General features: G+C 69.0%; 17 protein-coding genes and 3 pseudogenes. 11 read left to right on the top strand and 9 right to left on the bottom strand.

Features of this window, described 5'->3' with window-relative positions:
* Nucleotides 1-119 precede the first annotated feature (119 nt).
* From IPG65_RS10280 to IPG65_RS10260, 5 genes are all read right to left on the bottom strand, one after another.
* Nucleotides 120-839 carry a DUF1566 domain-containing protein gene (locus IPG65_RS10280; RefSeq protein ID WP_293189095.1) on the bottom strand — a complete coding sequence of 240 codons (720 nt, stop codon included), beginning with the start codon at nt 837-839 and terminating at the stop codon, nt 120-122.
* An 81-nt stretch (nt 840-920) separates the two neighbouring features.
* On the bottom strand, nt 921-1,958 hold the full coding sequence (locus tag IPG65_RS10275; protein WP_293189094.1) for an IS30 family transposase: 1,038 nt from the start codon (nt 1,956-1,958) through the stop codon (nt 921-923).
* Complete coding sequence (locus tag IPG65_RS10270) at nt 1,846-3,111, bottom strand: hypothetical protein (protein WP_293189093.1); 1,266 nt, start codon at nt 3,109-3,111, stop codon at nt 1,846-1,848. Before IPG65_RS10270 ends, IPG65_RS10275 begins: the two co-directional genes overlap by 113 nt.
* Nucleotides 3,112-3,378: 267 nt before the next feature.
* Nucleotides 3,379-5,067, bottom strand: coding sequence for a hypothetical protein (locus IPG65_RS10265; protein ID WP_293189092.1), 1,689 nt, complete (start codon nt 5,065-5,067; stop codon nt 3,379-3,381).
* A gap of 336 nt (nt 5,068-5,403) precedes the next feature.
* The gene (locus tag IPG65_RS10260) at nt 5,404-6,588 is read right to left on the bottom strand and encodes a hypothetical protein (protein WP_293189091.1); all 1,185 of its coding nucleotides are present in this window, start codon (nt 6,586-6,588) and stop codon (nt 5,404-5,406) included.
* Between the two features lie 109 nt (nt 6,589-6,697).
* Between IPG65_RS10260 and IPG65_RS10255 the strand changes: the two genes are divergently transcribed.
* Nucleotides 6,698-6,925 (top strand): helix-turn-helix transcriptional regulator, encoded by a 228-nt coding sequence (locus IPG65_RS10255; RefSeq protein WP_293189090.1) that lies wholly within the window; start codon nt 6,698-6,700, stop codon nt 6,923-6,925.
* A gap of 177 nt (nt 6,926-7,102) precedes the next feature.
* On the opposite strand, the pseudogene IPG65_RS10250 reads toward IPG65_RS10255, so the two are convergent.
* Nucleotides 7,103-8,388 (bottom strand): annotated as a pseudogene (locus IPG65_RS10250) (IS1182 family transposase).
* 213 nt (nt 8,389-8,601) lie between these two features.
* The gene (locus tag IPG65_RS10245) at nt 8,602-9,558 is read right to left on the bottom strand and encodes an AEC family transporter (RefSeq protein WP_293189089.1); all 957 of its coding nucleotides are present in this window, start codon (nt 9,556-9,558) and stop codon (nt 8,602-8,604) included.
* Between the two features lie 230 nt (nt 9,559-9,788).
* Between IPG65_RS10245 and ribBA the strand changes: the two are divergent.
* From ribBA to tolA, 8 genes and pseudogenes are all read left to right on the top strand, one after another.
* Nucleotides 9,789-10,927, top strand: a pseudogene (ribBA, locus tag IPG65_RS10240) (bifunctional 3,4-dihydroxy-2-butanone-4-phosphate synthase/GTP cyclohydrolase II).
* Between the two features lie 9 nt (nt 10,928-10,936).
* Nucleotides 10,937-11,401, top strand: coding sequence for a 6,7-dimethyl-8-ribityllumazine synthase (ribH, locus tag IPG65_RS10235; protein ID WP_293189088.1), 465 nt, complete (start codon nt 10,937-10,939; stop codon nt 11,399-11,401).
* A 67-nt stretch (nt 11,402-11,468) separates the two neighbouring features.
* Nucleotides 11,469-11,948 (top strand): annotated as a pseudogene (nusB, locus tag IPG65_RS10230) (transcription antitermination factor NusB); the annotation flags it as partial.
* Entirely contained in the window at nt 11,945-13,162 is a 1,218-nt protein-coding gene (locus IPG65_RS10225) for a pyridoxal phosphate-dependent aminotransferase (protein WP_293189086.1), read from the top strand. The pseudogene nusB and the gene IPG65_RS10225, both read left to right, overlap by 4 nt.
* A gap of 8 nt (nt 13,163-13,170) precedes the next feature.
* Nucleotides 13,171-13,587: a tol-pal system-associated acyl-CoA thioesterase gene (ybgC, locus tag IPG65_RS10220; protein ID WP_293189085.1), complete on the top strand. Its 417-nt coding sequence runs from the start codon at nt 13,171-13,173 to the stop codon at nt 13,585-13,587.
* A complete protein-coding gene (gene tolQ / locus IPG65_RS10215; RefSeq protein ID WP_293189084.1) occupies nt 13,584-14,282 on the top strand; it encodes a protein TolQ in 699 nt (232 codons plus the stop codon). Before ybgC ends, tolQ begins: the two co-directional genes overlap by 4 nt.
* 9 nt (nt 14,283-14,291) lie before the next feature.
* Nucleotides 14,292-14,702, top strand: a complete 411-nt coding sequence (locus IPG65_RS10210; protein WP_293189083.1) for a biopolymer transporter ExbD — start codon at nt 14,292-14,294, stop codon at nt 14,700-14,702.
* Between the two features lie 165 nt (nt 14,703-14,867).
* Complete coding sequence (gene tolA, locus IPG65_RS10205) at nt 14,868-15,977, top strand: cell envelope integrity protein TolA (protein ID WP_293189082.1); 1,110 nt, start codon at nt 14,868-14,870, stop codon at nt 15,975-15,977.
* Between the two features lie 79 nt (nt 15,978-16,056).
* Here tolA and dnaE read toward each other — a convergent pair whose 3' ends face one another.
* Nucleotides 16,057-19,578 carry a DNA polymerase III subunit alpha gene (gene dnaE, locus IPG65_RS10200; protein WP_293189081.1) on the bottom strand — a complete coding sequence of 1,174 codons (3,522 nt, stop codon included), beginning with the start codon at nt 19,576-19,578 and terminating at the stop codon, nt 16,057-16,059.
* 240 nt (nt 19,579-19,818) lie between these two features.
* Nucleotides 19,819-20,232 carry a DoxX family protein gene (locus IPG65_RS10195; protein WP_293189080.1) on the bottom strand — a complete coding sequence of 138 codons (414 nt, stop codon included), beginning with the start codon at nt 20,230-20,232 and terminating at the stop codon, nt 19,819-19,821.
* 181 nt (nt 20,233-20,413) lie between these two features.
* Between IPG65_RS10195 and IPG65_RS10190 the strand changes: the two genes are divergently transcribed.
* A complete protein-coding gene (locus IPG65_RS10190; protein ID WP_293189079.1) occupies nt 20,414-21,358 on the top strand; it encodes a LysR family transcriptional regulator in 945 nt (314 codons plus the stop codon).
* Nucleotides 21,359-21,362: 4 nt separating this feature from the next.
* A complete protein-coding gene (locus IPG65_RS10185) occupies nt 21,363-22,475 on the top strand; it encodes an FAD-dependent oxidoreductase (protein ID WP_293189078.1) in 1,113 nt (370 codons plus the stop codon).
* Nucleotides 22,476-22,488 lie beyond the last annotated feature (13 nt).

Raw genomic sequence — 22,488 nt, 5'->3', positions numbered from 1 at the left:
GCGGAAAGCGGCGAACGGCCTGCTCCAGGTGCACGGCCAGATCCATGGCGGCCCTCCACAGGGGCAGTTGGCGGGCGTAGGCCATGGCCGTTACGGTAGAGGGACAAAAAAGGGAAAAATCACTGTCCGCTTCGCACCAGGCGAGTCGAGTTGGTGCCGGCCTTGCCGTCGGCGCCGGCGAAGCCGTCGTAGAAGAAGACGCCCCACGCAACGGCTGGATCGGGTGCGTAGGTATCCGACGACCAGTACCAACTGGATGCCGTGCCAGGAAAGTACGTCTGGTCGATGGCGGGGCTGTAGGCGCCGTTGTGGACGATGGACAGCAGCTCGCGCCGCGTGGGCAAGCGCCAGCCGGTGTTGCGGCCACAGCGGTTGGCGCTGTTGTATGCGGCGCCAGCGGCCATGGCGGCGGCATGGTCCATCGGCCCCAGTGTCTGGGTGGACCACAGCAGGCCGGTCACGTTGTCGTAGACGCAGGGGTGGCTGCCCAGCGTGGTGGTGACGTTGCCGCTGGCGTCGAGCGCGTTGAAGTCGAACCCCGCCGCGCCGCCGCCGGTCTTGGTCGGCAGCGCCCCGGCGGCCTGGGCGGCATCGCGGCCGAAGCGCCCGTCCTGGCCGGGGTGCGTGGCAGCGTTGCCGGTGCTGCCAGCATCGCAGGCAGCGGCCCAGGTGCCCGCGTTGTTCACGCATTGCATCTGGCCTGTGTCGTTGAGCGGAGCTGTCTGCGCTGCGGCCCAGGCGGGCAACAGGGCCAAGGCGAGGGTGGAGAGCAGGTGACACAAGCGCAAGCCGTTCTGATTTTTAGGCATTGCAGGGTAGGTGGTTGCGATTTGATTCATGGCATGAACGACGCTTCTTGGAAAAACTTGATCGATTAAATTATTCGTAACGGTATGATTTTCGTTGCATGGCTTCATTTCTTACGATTCATATATTGATTGTGTTGGCGGTTTCAAGACCGAAGCGCAACACGTGGTTATTGAGCGAGAACTGGAGCCTGCTGGAGCCATGGCCAGCAGGTGTGAGAAGACGGCCAGCGGGGTGTTGAAGCCATGGGTTGCGCGAGGTCTGCTGTTCAAGCTGTCGGCGATGGCGTCCAGTTCGTCCTGGCTGTGCACGCTCAGGTCAGTGCCCTTGGGCAGGTACTGGCGCAGCAGCCCGTTGGTGTTCTCGCAGGTGCCGCGCTGCCAGGGGCTGTGGGGGTCGCAGAAGTAGACCTGCACGCCCGTGGCGGCGGCCAGTTGCCGGTGGTAGCTCATCTCCTTGCCCTGGTCGTAGGTGAAGCTCTTGCGCATCGGATCGGCAATCGCGTTGAGCTTGGCCGTGAAACCGGCCAGCGCCGAGCTGGCCGTGGCATCGTCCATCTTGGCCAGCAGCACCAGGCGGCTGGAGCGCTCCACCAGCACGCCCACGGAGGACTTGTTGCCCGCCCCTTTGATGAAGTCGCCTTCCCAGTGGCCGGGCATCACGCGATCCTCGATCTCGGGTGGGCGCACGTGGATGCTGACCATCTCGGGGATCTGGCCACGCCGGTCGGTGCCACGGCTGCGCGGCAACCGTGTGCCACGGCCCTGGCGCAGGCAGGCGATGAGCTGGCGGCGCAGTTCGCCCCGAGGCTGGGCGTAGATGGCGGTGTAGATGGTTTCGTGGGACACGTGGCGCGCGGCCTCGTTGGGAAAGGTGCGCTTGAGGGTAGCGGCAATCTGCTGGGGCGACCACTTCCAGTCCAACAGGGTCATCACCAGGCTCCAGGACAGGCTGTCAGAAGACAGTTTGGCAAGAGGGCGGGCAGCACGCCGGCGCGCCTGGCAGGACAGCTGTGCGCGGTGCGAGCCGTAGGCCGCGTCAGCGCCCGTGTTGCGCGCCAGCTCGCGGCTGATCGTCGATGGCGATCGCCCCAGCGTGCGGGCCATCGCGCGCACGCTTTGCCCTTGCTGGCGCATGCTCGCGATCGTCATGCGGTCTTCGGGTTGGAGTTGTTCGTATCGGGAGGCGGATGGCATGTGAACACCTTACAGCAGGGGGTGTTGCACTTCGGATTTGAGGCCGCCGTTCAATGACGAGTTCACGCTTTTCATAATCAACCTCGGCCTTGAACATGCCATCCACAAACACCTTCGCACCCTCATTTTTGCGCAGATGAAAAGCCTCTCCGGATTCATTCACAACGACCTCCACCGAATCAATATCCATCTCTTGCGCAGTTGGTAGCGTAATGATGTATGGCTTCGCCGCTGCCGATGAAATTTCAGCCTTCATCTGCACCTTCTTTGGCTCTTTTGTGCTGACCGAGGTTTGATAGTGACCATTCAGTACCAGTTCACCATGGCCTCCACCAGGACAGTTCTGAGCAAAGATAAGATTTTGGCGGTCCAGCCCACGAATATGGCCACTGGCAATAGCCCTGTTGCCGGCCACTTTTGGATCATCTACCGGCGCCCTCGAAACATTGGCGGTATTCATCCAAGATGCACTTGGACGACCAATGAATTTCGAATTTCTCGGAAGATCAAAAAGCACAGATGCTTGAGCAACGCTCTCGCAGCCCACATTTATTTGACCAGATGAGACCTGGAAGGGTACTTCCGTATGAGAAGTTGCCGCAAAAATTCCAACCACCTCCAACGCAAGTTGATAATCTTTCGATGCCTTTTCGGCAACAGAACCCGGATTGCTCGGATTAAATTTTACGACAATAGCAGCCAGCGCCACCGAAGCCAGCCCCAGACTGATCAGAACGCTGTAGATGATATAGGAAAAAAGCAACAAAGTTTTGTTATGAGCATTTCCATTTTCGAGGTATGCCCTTTCAACCAGATGGGCAGACCAGAAAAAGACCATGAACCCAAGCGAAGTGGAACCCGCAGCAATCCATTTGAGATACTTCGGCGCCTCACTATTTGCCAGGTACAACCAACCGAGCACGATGGATACACCAATGATAACCGCAACCAAAGGCTTCACATGCGAAAACATGGGATGTTGGCGGACAACAACCGGCGGCTTGGTCATGATGAATCCGACAATAAAAGCCCCGGCGTTAATTATGGCACCAACAACTTGCACAATAGAATCCAGAGGCACTGAATTTACAACTCCGACATCAGCCATGGTATTTATCCATTTTGTTAGTGAGGATCTGAAAAACCCGAATGCAAGGGATCGGCATCACGAATATTTTCAATTGAGGCGATATTCAATCAATTCATCATCCATTGACCGCCAATAACTCCACCCAAACCGCTTGGCATAAAATGCGCATCAATGCCAGCCGGATCGCTGTGATTCCAGGACTGGACATCGGCATGGTGGGTAATCATCCTGACTTTTCGGAGGTGAATCGATGCAAGGCAGGACGCCCCCCGCCCTGCGCTGCCGTCACAGGCCCAGTTGCGCCTTCATCGCGGCCCAGGCCGGCGGGTTCAGGCGGTTGCTGGACGACAGGCGCCCGTTGAAGTCGCCCTTGATGGCGTGCGCGCGGTAGACCCACTGGTTGTCGGCGCCGCCCCAATCGACCTGCGCGTACACCACGTCGTAGTTCACCGCCGGGGTCGGCGGCTGTCCGGCGAAGCGCAGGAGGCGCTGGCCGTGGACGGTCTCGATGGCGTAGGTGCCGGTCGTCGCGGCGGCGCAGTTGGAGGCCACGGTGCCGTCGGCGTTCAGGTCGCATTCGTAGAACTGCACCATGCCGGCGCCGGTGAAGGCCACGCGCAGGTTGCGCAGCGCGCTGCTGCTCACGCCCATGCTCAGGCTGCCGGCTGGCGTGGGCAGCGTGACGCCCGCCGCCGGGTACTTCGCGATCACGGCTTCCAGCGTCCGGCGGTCGTCCGGCAGGGCGCGGGTCCAGAAGTTGTCGATGGTGATGTCGTTGCTCAACACCACGCTGGTGCGCACCTGCTCCTCGGCGCCGGCCGGGAACTGGACGCTGCCCAGCGCGCCGTTCAGGCCCGCCGTCGCGACGCCCACGTTGATGGTGTTGGACGGCTCGCCCTGCCAGCGCGTCACGAGGTCGGCCATGGCCTGGCCCGCCACGCTGCCCGAACGGCTCCAGCCCAGGGTCGTGCGCACGCCGCAACTCACCGACCGGCTGGGGTTGCCCAGCGTGCTCTGGATCGCCACGCCGCGGTCGCAGTATTTCCAGCCGTCCGCCGCCAGGTAGGCCGAGCGGTACAGCGCATTGCCGGCGCCGCCGTCGGGCCGCGCCGTGCCGCCGGTCTTGCCGCTGCGCGCGTCGGTGGCCTGTGCGCCCGATGTTCCCGCCGCCTTGGCGGAGCGGTCCAGCGTCTGGACGTAAAAATCGTTGGCGCTGGTGTACGACAGGCTGTTCAGCGTGGTGGCTGCGTCGAGTGCCGCCGCCTGGTCGCCCACCTGCAGCGCGATGCCCTGGCGCAGCATGCCCGAGATGAGCGCCGCCGCCGTGCGGGCGGTGTCGCGCACCTGGGCGTCGTCCCAGGCGGGGTCGTCCTGGTAGTTCTCGATCTTGGCGGGGGCGATGGCCAGTTGCGCCGCCACGTTGGCGCGCGCGTCGGCCTCGCTCATGCCGGCGGCCACGCCGGCCTGCACCAGGGTGGTCAGCGGGTTGATGGCGCCGCCGGCGCCAGCGGGGCGCTGGAGCACGTAGTCGGCGGTGGTGGCGGCGACGGCGGGGTTGTACGCGTCGATGGCGGTGGTGGTGGCGGCGGGGTCGCCCGTCTTGACGGGGGCGATGAGGCGGGCCGAGGCGGCGCCGGTGACGGTGGCGGCGTCGTAGGTCAGGGTGTACTTGCCGTCGGCGCCGGTGGGGGCGGAGGCGGGTTCGCCGGCATCGCAGGCATCGTTGGCGTTCAGGTCCAGGCAGACGACGACGTTCTTGAGGGTGCCGTTGCGGGCGACTTCGCCGGTGAGGGTGATGGGGGCGGGCGGCGGGGGCACGGGAGTGGGCGCCGGGGCGGGGGTGGGCGCCGGGGCGGGGGTGGGCGCCGGGGCGGGCGTGTCGTCTCCGCCGTCGCCGCCGCAGGCGGCCAGCGACAGGGCGGCGGTGAGGGTGAAGGCGCGGATCAGCAGGGCCTTCCTGTGGTTGTGGCTCATGGTTGTGCTCGTTGGTGGTCGTTTGTGCGTTTCGTCTTGCGACATCGGGGACATTAAAAGAAACACTTCTCCCGTACATCACCCAGTTGGGTGAGGAAGTAGCGCAATGAAACGAACGCTTCGATGAGCAAGCCCTGTCGTGGCTGCGCCCAGTTCGCGCGCGGCCAGCTTCATCGGCTTGCGACCCGGGACACGAAAAGAAGCGTTTCGGCGGTGCATCACCTGGCAGGGTGAGGGCTGTGCGTTGGCGCGGCGGATTCAATAAAAATGAACCCTACGGGACTCCAGCCGTTGTCAAACTTACCTTTGTAGCTACTATTAAAGTAGTAAATTGGATCAGTGCGTGACCAGCGCCAGCAGCAGCTTGAGCAGGTCCGCCTGCCGATGGGTGTGGGTCTTCTCGTAGGCCAGCCGCAACTGCGTCTTGAAGGTGTTGGCCGATACGCCCAGCCGCTCGGCCATCTCGGGCACGCGGCCGCCGTGCAGCACCTGCAGGGCGGCGCGCGCCTCGGCCAGGGTGAGGCCGAACAGCTCGCACAGCAGTTCGGGGCGCACGCGCGTGGCGCTGTCCAACTCGTACAGGAACACGATGGCGCGGGCCGCGCGGGCGCCGGTGTCGAAACCGTGCGAGGCGCCCAGCGGCGCGGCGTGGATGACGCAGGCGGGCCGACCGTCGGGCCGCGTCAGCACCAGCGCGTCGGAGAAATAGGCGTCCGCGCCATCCGCCCCCGCGTCCCGCAACGGCTGCAGCGCCCGCCGCAGCAGGGCCTGAAACGCGGCCTCCTGCGCGCGCAGCGGGGCGGCCAGCCGCAGGCCCACGGCGTCGCCAGCGCCGGGGCGGGTGGTCACCACGTCGCTGCGGCGCAGCAGGGCGTCGGCGGCGCGGCTGACAAAAGTGCTGCGCCCGGTGGCGTCCAGCAGCACCACGGCGCCGGGCAGTTGGTCGAGCGCGGCCAGCGTGGCGGCCACGTGCAGCTGCTGGTCGCGCAGGTGGTACATGACGCCCAGCGAGCGCGACAGGTGCGTGAGCAGGCGCCGCAGCAGTCCCGCGTGGGCGGGCGTGTAAGGCTCGGCGCCTGGCCCCCGGAAGAGGGTGGTGGCGGTGGGCAGCTGGCGGGCGTCGCCGCCGCTGAAGACGACGCCCATGCAGCCGTGCGACAGGCCGGCCGGCGCCCACAGCTCCTTGTAAAAGGCGCTGGCGTGGGCCTCGGCGCGCGGCACCAGGTCGTCGCCGTTCCAGGCCATGCCGTCCGCCAGCAGCCCGCGCTCGACGATGCGCTGGATGAACAGATCGTCACGGATGCTCTTGGCGCCCCAGCGCTCGACCGTGGCCGGCGCGATGTTGTGCGTGAAGGCGAAGCCGCCCTGCGCCGGGCTGTGCAGGGGCGTGAAGAGCAGGCTGGCGCTGGCGTCGAAGGCCGCGCTCATGCGCCCCAGCACGGCGTGCCATTCGCGCGGCTGCAGCGCGGCGGCGTAGATGGCGTGCACGAGTTCGTCGTACTGCTCCAGGTCGATGGGCACCGACTCCTCCTTGTTGTCCTTGTTTGCCGATGGCGGAGTCTTCCACGACACCGTGTTTATATGAATTAGTGTTTATGCGAATAAGAGCATAACGTCGAAAGTCGCACGGGTGAGCAGCCTGGCCCAGCGATTCGGAGAATATGTGCGCGACATGCGCTTGGCGCAGGGCCTCAGCCAGGCGGAGTTCGGCGAGCGCTGCGGCTTCTACCAGACCTACTTGAGCCGCATCGAGCGCGGCCGCGCCAACCCGACGCTGAACGCGATTGAAGTCATCGCCAACGCGCTGGGCGTGACGGTGTTCGAGATGTTCGCGGCGATCGCGGTGCGCGGGGACTGAGAAGCTGTGAAGCAAACGCCTGACGCCATGACCGAGACGGCAATGGACCTGCGGCGACGCAATCGACCGCGCGGCGCTGGTGCGGGCGGTTCAGCGGGTGCGCGAGCCGGTAGGTGGGTTTGCAGGGATGCTGGCGCGAGCCGGTAAGGCCCGGATACGGGCGTATTCGCCCGTGCTTCAGTACACGAAGGCGATGTTCAGCGAGGCCATGCGCATGAGGTTATGGGCCAGCGCGTGCCACAGCAGTACGGCACGGGTCTTGGCCAGGCCACGCACGTTGAACTGCAGCAGTCCACGCCGTCGCAGCTGGGCGTTGGCGCACTCCACCATAGCCCCGCGCCGCGTGTACAGCAACTTGCCTTCGGGGCTGGCCATGCGTTGTCGCCATGCGGCCAGATGCTCGCTGTCAGTGCTCTTGGGCTCGTAGGGGTCGATGTTGGGGTTGCGGCTCTTGGGTAGCGGCAGCATCGGCGCAGTGCCTTGCTCGGCCAGGTGTTCGATGGCTGGCAGCTTGGTGAAGCCGCCGTCGGCCAGCCAGTGCGCAGGGGTGATCTCGTAGCGCCGCTGCAGCTGCGCGTGCATGGGCACCATCTGGTTCATGTCGCTGCCGCTGTTGACCACGTCCACCGCGGCAATGAGCTGAGTGGCCGCGTCCACCGCCAGTTGGGCATTGAACGCCGGGCGGAAGCCTCCGTCGGCCATCTTCATGACCCGTGCTTCGGGGTCGGTGCTGCTCACGCGCGGCTCGGGTTCGGCCTTGGCCGCCGGCGGGGTGCCCGCGGGCGGCTCGTCCTTGGCAGCAGCGGCGGCCTTCTTCGGCGCACGCGCCTTGTCGATCTCATCCATCGTCGCCAGCGCTTGCGCCAGGCGCTGTTCACGCTCGCGCGCGGCGCGCTCCTGGGCGGCGTGCTTGCGCCGCGAACTGGCGCCCGCGTCGGCATCGAGTTCGGCCTTCAACGCCTGCACCTGAGTCTGCGCCTGAGCCATGAGTTGCTGCAGTCGACCCTTGCGCCGGAAGCTTGCCGCCTTGGCCGAGGCACGCACGCGCAGGCCGTCTTGCGCCACCACGTTCAGCGTCACCAGCTTGCGATCGAGCAGCGAGGCGATGCTGCGCGTGAGCTGTTGGTCCAGCCACACCTCATGCTCGGTGCGCAAGTCCGCCAGCGAGTGGTAGTTGACCCCGACGCCGCCGCACAGCCAGCGGTAGGCGTTGTCGCGCTCGCACAGGCGGTCGACCTCACGCGCGGAGCCCACGCCGTCGACGGTGGCCCACAGCCCAGGATCGCCGGGTCGATCGCCGGGCGTCCGGCGCCGCCTTGCACGGCCTTGATGCGCGCGTACAGCGGCGCGAGGTCCAGCGATTGCGCGAACGCCCACACCGTGCGGGTCGGGTGATCGGGCGGCAGCAGCGAGTCCAGGTCGCAGGCCCGCAGCTCGACTTGATCGCGCTGCGGGCTCATCACGCGCGCCGCCGCAGATGCACCGCTGACGACCTCTTCGCTTCGGGCTGCCGGAATGGGCAGCTCTTGTTCGTCGAACAACCCCGCGTGGCGCTGTTCGGGCTTCGGCTGATCGGCGTCGGTGCTCATGCACCGCTCAACGCCGGCCCGAGGCTATTGGTTCACAGGTGGTTCACAGGTTCTGAGTGGCCGGCGCCGCCGGGGCGAGGCGGCGACTCAACCCAACCCGGCCAGCAGCACCATCACCACCGACACCGTGACCAGCGCCAGCGCGGTGGACACGGCCACGCTGGCCGTCACCAGATCCTCGGCCTTGTGGTAGCGCTGCGAAAACAGGAACACGTTGGCGCCCACCGGCAGCGCGGCGGCCACCACCATCACCTGCAGCGGCAGCCCGCGCAGGCCCAGCGCCCAGCCGGCGCCCGCCATCAGCAGCGGGTGCAGCACGGTCTTGAGCAGCGACAGGCCGATGGCGCTCTTCAGGTGCGGGCCGATCGCCGTCCGCGCCAGGGTCACGCCCACCAGCACCAGCGCCACGGGGCCGAAGGCGTCGCCCAACAGCTTCAGCGGCCGCTCGACCACCGGGTGCAGCCCCAGGCCGGTGAGCGAATACAGGAAGCCCGCGATGATGGGCAGCGGCACCGGGTGCAGCACGGCGTTCCTGACCGCCTGCGCCACGGTGGCGGCGATGTGGCGCGGCGGCGCGCTGCCCTGGGCGGCGGCCTCGCGCGCCAGCAGCAACTCGATCACCACCGTGGCGAAGGTCAGCAGCACCAGCGCGTGCAGGGAGATCAGCGTGAACAGGTGCACCAGGCCGGCCTGCCCGTAGGCCAGTTGCACCAGCGGCACGCCGATCATCAGCGTGTTGCTGAAGATGGCCGCCAGCGCCAGCACGGCCGCGCGGCTGGTGCGGCCGAAGGCGAGCAGCAGCGCCACGAACAGCGCGCCGGCCACGACGTAGTACAGCGCCACCGAGCGCAGGTCCAGCCGGTCCAACTGCGCCGTGGCCATGGTGCGGAACAGCAGCGCCTGCACCAGCACCAGGAACACCAGGTTGGACAGGTCGCGCACCGCCTCGCCGCGGACCAGCTTCAGGCGCCCGGCCGCGACGCCGATGCCGATCAGCAGCACCACGGGCAGCAGCGAGGAGAGCACCGGATGGTCGAGCGACATGGACAGGGCAAGGAAGGCGGTTTATGGACGAAAATCGGCATCAGCCAGCACCTGTATTGCGCCGGAAGCTATCATTTCAGTAGCTTCCGGACGGCGCGTGGTTCCCCGCCCGGCCCCGGCCCTGGCGCCGGGGCGGCGGCGCAAAGCACGGATAATGTCATCCTTTCGCCGCTGCTGGCGCCCGAGCGCGCCGTGCCGGGCGCCCCGCGCCCCCGCCCATCGACACCGCCATGAACGCCCCCCTGCCCCCCCGCCATTCCGCCCCGCCGGCCGTCTCGCCCGTGGAAGACATCGTGGCCGAGCTGCACGCCGGCCGCATGGTCATCCTGGTCGACGAGGAAGACCGCGAGAACGAGGGCGACCTGGTGCTGGCCGCCGACCACGTCACGCCCGAGGCCATCAACTTCATGGCGCGCTTCGGCCGCGGCCTGATCTGCCTGACCCTCACGCGCGAGCGCTGCGAGCGCCTGCGCCTGCCGCCCATGGTGTCGCGCAACGGCACCAAGATGGGCACCGCCTTCACCGTCTCCATCGAGGCGGCCGAGGGCGTGACCACCGGCATCTCCGCCGCCGACCGCGCCCGCACCGTGCAGGCCGCCGTGGCGCCGGGCGCCCAGGCCAGCGACCTGGTGCAGCCCGGCCACATCTTCCCGCTGCAGGCCGTGGAGGGCGGCGTGCTGATGCGCGCCGGCCACACCGAGGCCGGCTGCGACCTGGCCGCCCTGGCCGGCTGCAGCCCGCCGCCGTGATCTGCGAGGTGATGAAGGACGACGGCACCATGGCCCGCCTGCCCGACCTGCAGCTGTTCGCCGCCGAGCACGGGCTGAAGATCGGCACCATCGCCGACCTGATCGAGCACCGCAGCCGCACCGAGTCGCTGATCGAGCACGTGGCCTCGCGCCCGCTGCACACCGCGCACGGCGAGTTCATGGCCCACGCCTACCGCGACAAGCCCAGCGGCTCGCTGCACCTGGCGCTGGTGCTGGGCCAGTGGGCGCCGCAGGACGCCGTGCCGGTGCGCGTGCACGAGCCGCTGTCGGTGCTGGACACGCTGGAACTGGACCGGGGCATGCACTCCTGGAGCGTGCCCGCCGCGTTGCGGCACATCCAGCGCGAAGGCCGGGGCGTGGCCGTGCTGCTGAACTGCGGCGAGAGCGCCGACCAGTTGCTGGCCCAGTTCGAGGGCACGGCGCGCGCCGCCCACGCACCCCAGCGCGGCCGCATGGACCTGCGCAGCCACGGCGTGGGCGCGCAGATCCTGCGCTCGCTGGGCGTCCAGCGCATGCAGGTGCTGAGCACGCCGCGCCGCCTGCCCAGCATGGCCGGCGGCTTCGGGCTGGAAGTGGCCGGCTACATCACCAAGGAGTAAAGGATTTTCATGTTCGGAGCTGACAAGGGACAACCCACGCCGCTGGACGGCAGCGCGCTGCGCATCGGCATCGTGCAGGCGCGCTTCAACGAGGGCGTGACCAACGGCCTGCGCGACGCCTGCCTGGCCGAGCTGGCCGCGATGGGCGTGAAGAAAGAGCACGTCACCCACCTCACCGTGCCCGGCGCGCTGGAGGTGCCGCTGGCGCTGCAGCTGCTGGCGCGGCGCGGCGAGGTGGATGCACTGATCGCGCTGGGCTGCATCATCCGCGGCGAGACCTACCACTTCGAGCTGGTGGCCAACGAGTCGGGCGCGGGCGTCACGCGCGTGTCGCTCGACCACGGCATCCCGGTGGCCAACGCCATCCTCACCACCGAGAACCCGACCCAGGCCATGGTGCGCCAGATCGAGAAGGGCCGTGACGCCGCCCGCGTGGCGGTGGAGATGGCGCTGCTGAAAGGGCGCCTGGGATGAACGCAGCGCGCCATGGACAACTGACATGACCAACCCGCCGGACCCCCAGCCGCGCCCGCCCGTCCGCGGCACGCGCAAGTCCTCCACCAAGTCGGCGCGCTCGCGCTCGCGCGAGTTCGCGCTGCAGGGGCTATATCAGCACTTCGTCGGCGCCAGCGACGCGGCGGTGATCGATGCCTTCACGCGCGAGCTGCAGGGCTTCAACAAAGCCGACGCGGTGCACTTCGACGCGCTGCTGCACGGCTGCATCGAGCTGGCAGGCGACCTGGACGCGCTGATCGTGCCGCTGCTGGACCGCAAGCTGGCCGAGATCTCGCCCGTCGAGCACGGCTGCATGTGGATCGGCGCCTACGAGTTCCTGCGCTGCCCCGACGTGCCCTGGCGCGTGGTGATGAACGAGTGCATCGAGCTGGCCAAGGACTTCGGCGGCACCGACGGCCACAAGTACGTCAACGCCGTGCTCAACGGCCTGGCCCCGACGCTGCGCGGCGCCGAGGTCGAGGCCGACCGCGCCGCGCTGCGCGCGAGGGCCGGGGACAAGGCGTGAGGATTTCCGCCCGGGCCCAGCGCATCGAGCCCTTCTACGTGATGGAGATGGCCAAGACGGCCGCCGCCATCGCGCGCGAGGCAGCCGGCACCGACCAGCCGATGATCTACCTGAACATCGGCGAGCCCGACTTCACCGCGCCGCCGCTGGTACAGGAAGCGGCCGAGCGCGCCATCCGCGACGGCCGCACGCAGTACACGCAGGCCACCGGCCTGCCGCAGTTGCGCGAGCGCATCAGCGACTGGTACGCCCGGCGCTTCGGCGTCGCGGTGCCGGCGCGGCGCATCGTCGTCACCGCCGGCGCCTCGGCCGCGCTGCAGCTGGCCTGCCTGGCGCTGATCGACGCCGGCGACGAAATCCTGATGCCGGACCCGAGCTACCCGTGCAACCGCCAGTTCGTGAGCGCCGCCGAGGGCCGCGCCGTGCTGCTGCCGGCGACGGCGGCCGAGCGCTTCCAGCTCAGCGCCGACAAGGTACAGGACGCCTGGGGCGCGCGCACGCGCGGCGTGCTGCTGGCCTCGCCCTCCAACCCCACCGGCACCTCGATCCACCCCGACGAACTGCGCCGCATCCACGGCGTGGTGGAGGGGCGCGGCGGCATCACCCTGATCGACGAGATCTACCTGGGCCTCAGCCACGAAGACACCTTCAGCCACAGCGCGCTGGGCCTCGGCGACCAGATCATCAGCATCAACAGCTTCAGCAAATACTTCAACATGACCGGCTGGCGCCTGGGCTGGATGGTGGTGCCCGATGCGCTGGTGGACGTGGTGGAGCAGATCGCGCAGCACCTGTTCATCTGCCCCAGCACCGTGTCGCAGCACGCGGCGCTCGCTTGCTTCGAGCCGGACAGCCTGGCCGAGTACGAGCGCCGCCGCGCCGAGTTCAAGGCCCGCCGCGACTACTTCGTGCCGGCGCTGAACGCGCTGGGCCTCCAGGTGCCCGTCGCCCCCGACGGCGCCTTCTACGCCTGGGCCGACTGCACCGCCGCATGTGACCGGTTGTTCGCCGGCCGCTCCGAATACAATAGCGGCATGCAAACCGCCGGCAGTTGGGAATTCGCCTTCGAGCTGATGAAGCGCGCCCACCTGACGGTGACGCCGGGGCGCGACTTCGGCCACGCCGACACGGCGCGCCACGTCCGCTTCTCCACCGCCAACTCCATGGCGCAGTTGCAGGCCGCCGTCGAGCGATTGAGGGCGGTGCTGGCTTAAAGGATGGCATGGCGGACTTCGAGTTCCCGATCCGCGTCTACTGGGAAGACACCGATGCCGGCGGCATCGTCTTCTACGCCAACTACCTCAAGTTCTTCGAGCGCGCGCGCACCGAATGGCTGCGCGCGCTGGGCCTCGGCCAGCATGCGCTGCGCGAGCAGACCGGGGGCATGTTCGTGGTGGCCGAGACGGCCGCCCGGTACCTGCGCCCGGCGCGGCTGGACGATGAACTTATCGTCACCGCGCGGCTCCAAGAAGCCGGCCGGGCGACCCTGGAGATCGCGCAGCAGGCCTTCCTGAAAGGGCCCGACGCGCGGCGCGGCGACCTGCTGTGCGAGGCCAGCATCCGCATCGGCTGGGTCCAGGCCGGGTCCCTGCGGCCGGCGCGCATCCCGTCCACCCTCCTTGATCGACTCATTTCATGAACCAGGACCTCTCCATCATCCAGCTGGTGCTGCACGCCAGCTTCGTCGTGCAACTGGTCATGCTGCTGCTGCTGGCCGTGTCCATCACGAGCTGGGCCGCCATCGTCCGCAAGCTGCGCGCGCTGAAGGAAGTGCGCGAACTCAACGACGCGTTCGAGCGCGCCTTCTGGTCCGGCACCAGCCTGAACGACCTGTACGCCTCGGCGGCGCAGAACGCCAAGCACGCCGGCCCGATGGAGCGCATCTTCGCCAGCGGCATGCGCGAGTACCAGAAGCTGCGCGAGCGCCGCATGCAGGACCCCGCCACGCTGCTGGACGGCGCGCGCCGCGCCATGCGCGCCAGCTTCCAGCGCGAGATGGACGCGGTGGAAACCAACCTGTCCTTCCTGGCCTCGGTCGGCTCGGTCAGCCCATACGTGGGCCTGTTCGGCACGGTGTGGGGCATCATGCACGCCTTCACCGGCCTGGCCAGCCTGCAGCAGGTGACGCTGGCCACCGTGGCCCCCGGCATCGCCGAGGCACTGGTGGCCACCGCCCTGGGCCTGTTCGCCGCCATCCCCGCCGTGATCGCCTACAACCGCTTCGCGCGAGAGATCGACCGCCTGGCGATCAAGCTGGAGACCTTCATCGAGGAGTTCTCCAACATCCTGCAGCGCAACCTGGGCGTGCAGGGCTCGTCGGCCAGCGGTCACTGAGAGAACGCCATGGCAGCCGTCACCTCCCGCGGCCGGGGCCGCCGCACCATCAACGAGATCAACATGGTGCCCTTCATCGACGTGATGCTGGTGCTGCTCATCATCTTCATGGTGACGGCGCCACTGATCACGCCGGGCACCATCAACGTGCCGAGCGCGGGCAAGTCGAGCAAGGCGCCGGACAAGCGCGTGGACGTGCAGATCGACAGCGAGGGCAAGCTGTCGCTGGCCGGCGAGGTCAAGCGCGCGGGCGTGACCGACAAGGAAGCCGTGGCCGCCATCAAGGACCTGCTGGCCGACAACCCCGAACTGCCGGTCATGATCGCCGCCGACAGTGAACTGCGCTACCAGCAGGTGATGGCCATGATGAAGCTGCTGCGCGAGGCCGGGGTGCAGCGCGTGGGGCTGTCCGTGAAATGACCCACCCCCGTGGCTCCACTCGCTGCGCGATGTTGCGCCTCCCCCCTCGAGGGGGCGCCGCCAGCGGCCGGGCCAAGCCCGTCCGCGGCCGCCGCTGGCATGGCCTGCTCCGCGGCCATTCGACTCTTTGGGCCCGGGTAGCGCGCGGCGCCATGGGTCACTGACATGAACGCCGTCACGGCCGAGCGCTCCGAGTTCGATCCGCCGCCGCCGCGCGGCTTCGGGCGCGCGTTCGCGGTGGCGCTGCTGGCGCACCTGCTGCTGATCCTGGCGCTGACCTGGGGCCTGCGCTGGAAGAACGACGCCGACGACGCGGCCATCGACGCCGAGCTGTGGGCCGCCGCGCCGCAGCAGGCGGCACCGCGCGCCGCGCCGCCGCCCCCACCCCCGCCCGAGCCGCCGGCGCCCGCCCCGCCCCGCCCCGCCCCGCCGCCGGAACCGCCCCGCCCCGCGCCCGCCCCGAAGCCCCCGCCGCCGCGCCAGGCCGAGAACGACGAGCGCGAGGCCGAGATCGCCCTGGCGCAGAAGAAGAAGCGCGAGCAAGATCAGCGCCGCGCCGCCGAGAAGGAACGCCAGGAGCGGCTGGAGAAAGAGCGCGAGCGCGAACGCCTCGAAAAGGAACGCGAACGCAAGGAAGCCGCGCAGAAGAAGGCCGCCGACGAAAAGAAAGCCGCCGAACAGCGCCGCGAGGCCCAGGAGCGCAAGGAGGCGGCCGAAAAGAAGGCCACCGAAGAAGCCCGGCGCAAGGAAGCCGCGGTCAAGGCCGAGACGGCCAAGAAAGCGGAAGCCCAGGCCAAGGCCGAGGCCGCGAAGAAGGCGGAAGCGCAGGCCAAGGCCGCCGCAGCCCAGAAAGCCGAGGCCGCCCGCGAGAAGAAGGACGCCGACGCCCGGCGCAAGGCCGAGCTCGACCGGCTGACCCGGATGGCTGGCGCGGGCGATGCCGGCAGCAGCAACGGCGCCGGCAAGGGCCGCACCACCGGCGGCGGCGCCGAGCGCGATGCCGGCCCCTCGGCCGGCTACGGCGCCAAGGTGCGCGCCAAGGTGCGGCCGAACATCGTGTTCCCGGACGAGATCGCGGGCAACCCGGTGGCCGAGGTGGAGGTGCGCACCTCGCCCGACGGCACCATCATCGGCAAGCGCCTGCTCAAGTCCAGCGGCAACAAAGCCTGGGACGCCGCCGTGCTGCGCGCCATCGACAAGACCGAGGCGATGCCGCGCGACGTCGATGGCCGCGTGCCCTCGCCGATGATCATCGAGTTCAAGCCGCGCGGCTGATTGCTACCAGTTCAATAGCTTCCAGCGCAATACCTGTGCAGGCTAGAGGCCGATTTGGCTTGAATTCCTGGCCTGGCGACTACTCGTAGACGACCAGCGCCCGGCCTTCGTCGGCCTGCGCCATCCAGCTCGCCAGCGCCGCGTCGCTGGGGAAGAACCGGGCCTGCTCGCCCAGTTGCAACTGGGCCATCACCCCGCCGCCCTCGCCGCGCCGCTCCAGCAGCAGCCGCACGGGCAGGCCGCGCAGCAGCTCGCCGTGCTCGGTATGCTCCACCTTGGGCGGGTGGTCGGCCAGCAGGCGCCGGACGTCGGGCGCCTGTCCATTGACGGCCACGCGCAGGAACTTGCCGAAGCGGCAGCGCGCCGAGGGCAGGTCCCAGATCTGGGTCACGTTCAACTGCAGCCCGCCGGAGAAGCGGTCGGGCATGGCCTTGGCCATGACGATGATGAGTTCGTCGTCCTTCAGCAGGTGGCGGTGCTGGTGGATCAGCGCCTCCTCGGCGCGCGCGTCCATCGAGGCTGACTTGTCGTCCAGCTTGAACAGCGCCAGCTTGCCGCGCTGGCCGTTGATGACGCGGAAGTCGCCCACGATGCCGGCCAGCAGTTGCGGCTCGCGGCTGTCGATCAGCTCGGCCAGGCGGCGGCGCGCGAACTGGCGCACCTCGCGCTCGACCTCGTCGAACAAATGGCCGGACAGGTAGAAGCCGATGGCCGTCTTCTCGAAGGACAGGCGCTCCTTCACGCCCCAGGGGGCCACGGCGGGCAGCTCGGGTTCCTGCGTGCTGGAGCCGTGGCCGTCGTCCAGCAGGTCGAACAGGCCGCCCTGGTGCACGTGGGCGTCGCTGGCGACGGCGAAGTCGAAGGCGAGATCGATCGACGCCGCCAGCGCCGCGCGATTGAGCTGCAGGCCGTCGAACGCGCCGGCGCGGATCAGCGCCTCCACGGTGCGCTTGTTGACGCGCGTGCGGTCGATGCGGCGGCAGAAGTCGAACAGGCTCGTGAACGGCCCGCTCTCGCCGCCGGCCGCGCCCGCGCCGCGCCCCTCGCGCGCGGCGACGATGGCCTCGATGGCCTGCTGGCCCGTGCCCTTGACGGCGCCCAGGCCGTAGCGGATCAGCCCGTCGCCCACGGGCTCGAAGCGGTAGCCGCCGCGGTTGACATCGGGCGGCTCGAACTGCATGCCCTCGCGCAGGGCGTCCTCGTACAGCACCTTCAGCTTGTCGGTGTTGTCCATCTCCACCGTCATGTTGGCGCAGTAGAACTCGGCGCGGTAGTGCACCTTGAGCCAGGCCGTGTGGTAGGCCAGCAGCGAGTAGGCGGCGGCGTGCGACTTGTTGAAGCCGTAGCCGGCGAACTTCTCCATCAGGTCGAAGATCTCGTCGGCCTTGGCGACGGAGATGCCGTTCTTGGCCGCGCCCTCGCGGAAGATGGCGCGGTGCTGGGCCATCTCCTCGGCCTTCTTCTTGCCCATGGCGCGGCGCAGCAGGTCGGCGCCACCCAGCGAGTAGCCGCCCAGGATCTGCGCGGTCTGCATCACCTGCTCCTGGTAGACCATGATGCCGTAGGTCTCGGAGAGCATCTCGGCCACCAGCGGGTGCGGGTACTCGACCGGCTCGCGCCCATGCTTGCGGGCGACGAAGCTGGGGATCAGGTCCATCGGCCCCGGGCGGTACAGGGCGTTGAGGGCGATCAGGTCCTCCAGCCGCGTCGGCCGGGCGTCGCGCAGCATGCCCTGCATGCCGCGGCTTTCAAACTGGAACACGGCCTCGGTGCGGCCGTCCTGGAACAGCGCGTAGGTCGGGGCGTCGTCGAGCGGGATGTTCTCGAAGGCGAAGTCCTTCTGCCCCGGGTGGCGGCTGACGATGAACTCCTTGGCGATCTCCAGGATGGTGAGCGTGGCCAGGCCCAGGAAGTCGAACTTGACCAGGCCCACGTCCTCCACGTCGTCCTTGTCGTACTGGCTGACGGCGGAGTCGCTGCCGGGCTGCTGGTAGAGCGGGCAGAAGTCGGTCAGCTTGCCGGGCGCGATGAGCACGCCGCCTGCGTGCATGCCGATGTTGCGGGTCAGGCCCTCCAGCTTCTGCGCCAGCGCCAGCAGGGTCTTGACCTCGTCTTCCTTGTCCAGCCGCTCGGCCAGCAGGGGCTCCACTTTCAGCGCGCCGTCGATGGTGATGTGCTGGCCGGGCTTGTTGGGGATGAGCTTGCTGATGCCGTCGCAGAAGGTGTAGCTCATGTCCAGCACGCGGCCCACGTCGCGGATGGCGGCGCGCGCGGCCATGGTGCCGAAGGTGGCGATCTGGCTCACGGCGTCCTTGCCGTACTTGGCCTTCACGTAGTCGATCACGCGGTCGCGGTTGGCCTGGCAGAAATCGATGTCGAAGTCGGGCATCGACACGCGCTCGGGGTTCAGGAAGCGCTCGAACAGCAGCTTGTACCGCAGCGGATCGAGGTCGGTGATCTTGAGCGCGTAGGCCACCAGCGAGCCGGCGCCCGAACCGCGCCCCGGCCCCACCGGGCAGCCGTTGGCCTTGGCCCAGTTGATGAAGTCGCCCACGATCAGGAAGTAGCCCGGGAAGCCCATCTTCAGGATCGTGGCGATCTCGAACTCCAGCCGCTCCAGGTAGCGCGAGCGCTCGGCTTCGCGCCTGGCCGGGTCGGGGTACAGGTGGCGCAGACGCTCCTCCAGCCCGTCGTGCGAGGCCTGGCGGAAGTAGGTTTCGATGGTGTGCCCCTCGGGCACGGGGAAGTCGGGCAGTTGCGGCTTGCCCAGCGTGAGCGTGAGGCTGCAGCGGCGCGCGATCTCCACCGCGTTGGCCAGCGCCGAGGGCAGGTCGGCGAACAGCGCCTGCATCTCGGCCGTGGACTTGAAGTACTGTTCCTGCGTGAACCGGCGCACGCGCCGGGGGTTGCCCAGGATCTCGCCCTCGGCGATGCACACGCGCGCCTCGTGCGCCTCGTAGTCCATGGCCGCGGCGAACTGCACCGGATGCGTGGCCACCACGGGCAGCTTCAGGCGCGCGGCCAGTTGCACCGCGGCCACGACGTGGGCCTCGTCGTCGGGCCGGCCGGCGCGCTGCAGCTCCAGGTAGAAGCGGTGCGGAAAGCTGTCGGCCAGTTGCAGCGCCAGTTCGCCCGCGCGCGCCGCGTCGCCCTGCAGCAGCGCCTGTCCCACGGGCCCGGCCTGGGCGCCCGACAGCAGGATCAGGCCGCCGGCCAGCTCGCGCAGCCAGGCCCAGCGCACCACGGCCTGCGTTCTGGAGGGGCTTTGCGTCCAGGCGCGCGTGAGCAGTTCGGACAGGTTCAGGTAGCCCTGGCGGTTCTGCGCCAGCAGCAGCACGCGCGGGAGGGCGGCGGCGGTCGCGGCCGACCCGCCGGGCGCGTCGGCGACGGGCGCCTCCAGCAGCACCTCGGCGCCCAGAATCGGCTTGACGCCCGCGCCACGCGCGGCCTTGTAGAACTTGATGCCGCCGAACAGGTTGTTCAGGTCCGTGATGGCCAGGGCTGGCTGGCCGGCGCGGGCCGCGGCGGCGACCAGGTCATCGATGCGGGGTGTGCCGTCGACGACGGAAAACTCGGTGTGCAGGCGCAGGTGAACGAACATGGGAGGCATTTTCAAGGCGGGCGGAACTGCAGCGCCGCTGGGCGGGAACAAGCCGGCCCTGGCGAGACGCATCCCCGGTCGGGAGGCGATTTTTTGCACGGAATCTTTGAGTTTGCCGCATGGGGTCGCGTCTTTTAGTCGTGACCAAATATTTGTTTCTCATTACCTGGCGAAAAGCCTTGCGGCCCTTTTGGGGGGCGCAAGGCTTTTTCCGTTCAGGCCAAGCCTTCCCGGGCGTCTTCAGGCGCGCAATCCGAGGCGCCCATCCACGCTGAAGGCGCCGGCTCCGAAGGCCGCCAGCAGCAGCAGGCCGCCGGCGATGGCCAGGTTCTTGTTGAAGTTGATTCGCTGCGCCATCACCTGCTCGGCCGGCACCGCCCAATAGTTGTGGAAGAAGAACGCCGCCGCCAGTGTGAACACCGCCAGCGCCAGCGCGGCCCAGCGCGTCTTGAAGCCGATCAGCAGCAGGATGCCGCAGCCCAGTTCGGCCAGGATGGCCAGCACCGCGCCCACCTCGGGCATGGGCAGGCCCTTGGAGGCGATGTAGCCCGCGGTGCCGGCGAAGCCGCTGATCTTGCCCAGGCCGGCGGGGATGAACAGGTATGCCAGCAGCAGGCGGCCGATCAGCGCGAGTGGGTTTTGCATTGGGTTCATTGGGAGAATTTCCTTCGTTGGTGCGCACCGTGGACGGCCACGCCGCGATCCTGCGGCTGGCAACGGCGACCATGCTCGCGGCCTCCGGTGCAGGGGCCCTACTGTAGGCGCCAGACGGGCCGCGGCGGGTGCGCTGCCTTGATGGCATCATTCAAAATATTTGAATCCATCGCTGGCCATCATGCAGAACCCGAGCGACGTTCTCACCCCCGACGCGCTGCGCATCCTGAACGCGATCGCGCGCGCCGGCCACTTCGCCGGCGCCGCGCGCGAGCTGGGCCTGGTGCCCAGCGCCTTGACCTACCGCGTGCGCCAGATCGAGGACGCGCTGGATGTGCTGCTGTTCGACCGCGGCGCCCGCCAGGCCCGGCCCACGGCCGCCGGGGCTGAGCTGCTGGCCCAGGGCGAACGGCTGCAGCGCGAGGTCGATGCCGTGGTGCACCGCGTGCGGCGCGTGGCCACGGGCTGGGAGCCGCAGCTCACCCTGGCCATCGACGGCGTGCTCTCGCGCACGGCGCTGATGGAGTTGTGCGCCGACTTCTTCCGGCTGGAGCCGCCGACACGCCTGCGCATCCGCGACGAGATCCTCAGCGGCACCGTGGGCGCGCTCACCTCCGGCCAGGCCGACCTGGCCCTGGGCACCATCCTGGAGCCGTCCAGCGCGGCGCACCTGAAAGCGCGGCCGCTGGGGCCGGTGCGCTTCGTCTACGCGGTGGCGCCCCACCACCCGCTGGCGCGCCTGCCCGAGCCGCTGTCGGACGCCGACCTGCAGCCGCACCGCGCCGTGGTCGTGGCCGACTCCACGCCCAGCGGCGCCACGCAGTCCTTCGGCCTGCTGGAGGGGCAGGAAACCTTCACCGTCTCCAACGTGGCCGCCAAGCTGGACGCCCATCTGCGCGGTCTGGGGGCGGGCTTCCTGCCCGAGCCCATCGCGCGGCCCTATCTGGCCACCGGCCGTCTGGTCGCGCGCCGGGTCGAGCGCAGCACCCGCATGGTCCACCTGACCTACGCCTGGCACGCCAACGCCCAGCCCGGCAAGGCCCTGGCCTGGTGGCTGGAGCGGCTGGAGCGCCCCGTCACCCGCCGCGCCCTGCTGGAGCAGCACGGCGGCCCGCCCGGCGCGTGACACAATGTCCGCGACCCGCCGTTCCCCCTACCCGAGAAGCCCCGCCGTGACACGCCGCCGACCCGCCCCCACCCCTCGCCGCATCGCCGTCGTCGGCGCTGGCCTCGCCGGACTGGCCTGCGCGCGCACGCTGCTGCGGGCCGGGCACGACGTGGCCGTGTTCGAGACCGCCCCCCAGCCTGGCGGGCGCATGGCCGCGCAGGACTCGCCCTTCGGCAGCTTCGACAGCGGCGCGCAGTACTTCACCGTGCGCGACCCGCGCTTCGCCCGTGCGCTGGAAATCACCGCGCCCGGCCTGGCGCGGCGCTGGAGCGCCAACGCCGTGCGCGTGCTCGACGAACGGGGTCGCGTGATCGAAGCCGCCCTGCCCACGCGCGAGGCGCACTGGGTCGCCACCCCCACCATGGCCGCGCTGCCCCGGCACTGGGCCGAGCCGCTGCGCGCCGCCGGCCGCCTGCACCTGGACACGCACGTGCTGCGCCTGGCGCGCGACACGCTCGATGGCACGCGCTGGCAACTCCACGCCGAGGGCGGCGCCGACGACCACGCCGTCCACGCCGGGTTTGACCAAGTTTTGCTGGCCCTGCCCGCGCCCATCCTGCGGCACATGCTCTCTATTTCAGAGCAAACTGAACCACTGGCCGAAGCCCTGGCCGGCGTGGACATCGCCCCGTGCTGGACGCTGATGCTGGCCTTCCCCCACGCCGCCCAGCCCGGCCTGCACACCCTGGGCCCGCAGTGGAACGCCGCGCGCAGCACGCACCACCGCATCGCGTGGCTGGCGCGCGAATCGTCCAAGCCCCGGCGCGGCCCCATCGAGCGCTGGACCGCGCAGGCCAGCGCCGCCTGGTCGCGCGAGCACGAGAACGACGACACCCCCCGCGCCACCGCCAAGCTGCTGAAAGCCTTCGCCGAGGTCACCGGCATCCGCGCCACGCCGGCCCACGCCGAGGCGCTGCTGTGGCGCCAGGCCAAGACCCTGCAGCCGCTGGGCCGCCCCTTTGTCTGGGACGCGGCGCTGGGCGTCGGCCTGTGCGGCGACTGGTGCCTGGGTCACCGCGTCGAGGACGCCTTTGTTTCCGGACTGGAGCTGGCGCTGACCGTGGCCGCGCGTTGAGTGTCGGGCGTTC

Source organism: Ottowia sp. (genome assembly GCF_016703145.1).
In the GTDB taxonomy this organism is placed as follows: Bacteria; Pseudomonadota; Gammaproteobacteria; order Burkholderiales; family Burkholderiaceae_C; genus Ottowia.
The sequence above is the reverse complement of the archived record's forward strand: the minus strand, read 5'-3'. Positions and strand labels throughout refer to the sequence as shown.

Excerpts from the sequence above, each read along its gene's own strand:
- IPG65_RS10280 (WP_293189095.1), bottom strand. The coding sequence starts at position 839 with ATGAATCAAATCGCAACCACCTACCCTGCAATGCCTAAAAATCAGAAC.
- IPG65_RS10270 (WP_293189093.1), bottom strand. The coding sequence starts at position 3,111 with ATGGCTGATGTCGGAGTTGTAAATTCAGTGCCTCTGGATTCTATTGTG.
- tolA (WP_293189082.1), top strand. The coding sequence starts at position 14,868 with ATGAACGCCGTCACGGCCGAGCGCTCCGAGTTCGATCCGCCGCCGCCG.
- IPG65_RS10195 (WP_293189080.1), bottom strand. The coding sequence starts at position 20,232 with ATGAACCCAATGCAAAACCCACTCGCGCTGATCGGCCGCCTGCTGCTG.
- IPG65_RS10275 (WP_293189094.1), bottom strand. The coding sequence starts at position 1,958 with ATGACGATCGCGAGCATGCGCCAGCAAGGGCAAAGCGTGCGCGCGATG.
- IPG65_RS10190 (WP_293189079.1), top strand. The coding sequence starts at position 20,414 with ATGCAGAACCCGAGCGACGTTCTCACCCCCGACGCGCTGCGCATCCTG.
- IPG65_RS10210 (WP_293189083.1), top strand. The coding sequence starts at position 14,292 with ATGGCAGCCGTCACCTCCCGCGGCCGGGGCCGCCGCACCATCAACGAG.
- IPG65_RS10185 (WP_293189078.1), top strand. The coding sequence starts at position 21,363 with ATGTCCGCGACCCGCCGTTCCCCCTACCCGAGAAGCCCCGCCGTGACA.
- ribH (WP_293189088.1), top strand. The coding sequence starts at position 10,937 with ATGTTCGGAGCTGACAAGGGACAACCCACGCCGCTGGACGGCAGCGCG.
- IPG65_RS10265 (WP_293189092.1), bottom strand. The coding sequence starts at position 5,067 with ATGAGCCACAACCACAGGAAGGCCCTGCTGATCCGCGCCTTCACCCTC.
- dnaE (WP_293189081.1), bottom strand. The coding sequence starts at position 19,578 with ATGTTCGTTCACCTGCGCCTGCACACCGAGTTTTCCGTCGTCGACGGC.
- IPG65_RS10245 (WP_293189089.1), bottom strand. The coding sequence starts at position 9,558 with ATGTCGCTCGACCATCCGGTGCTCTCCTCGCTGCTGCCCGTGGTGCTG.
- ybgC (WP_293189085.1), top strand. The coding sequence starts at position 13,171 with ATGGCGGACTTCGAGTTCCCGATCCGCGTCTACTGGGAAGACACCGAT.
- tolQ (WP_293189084.1), top strand. The coding sequence starts at position 13,584 with ATGAACCAGGACCTCTCCATCATCCAGCTGGTGCTGCACGCCAGCTTC.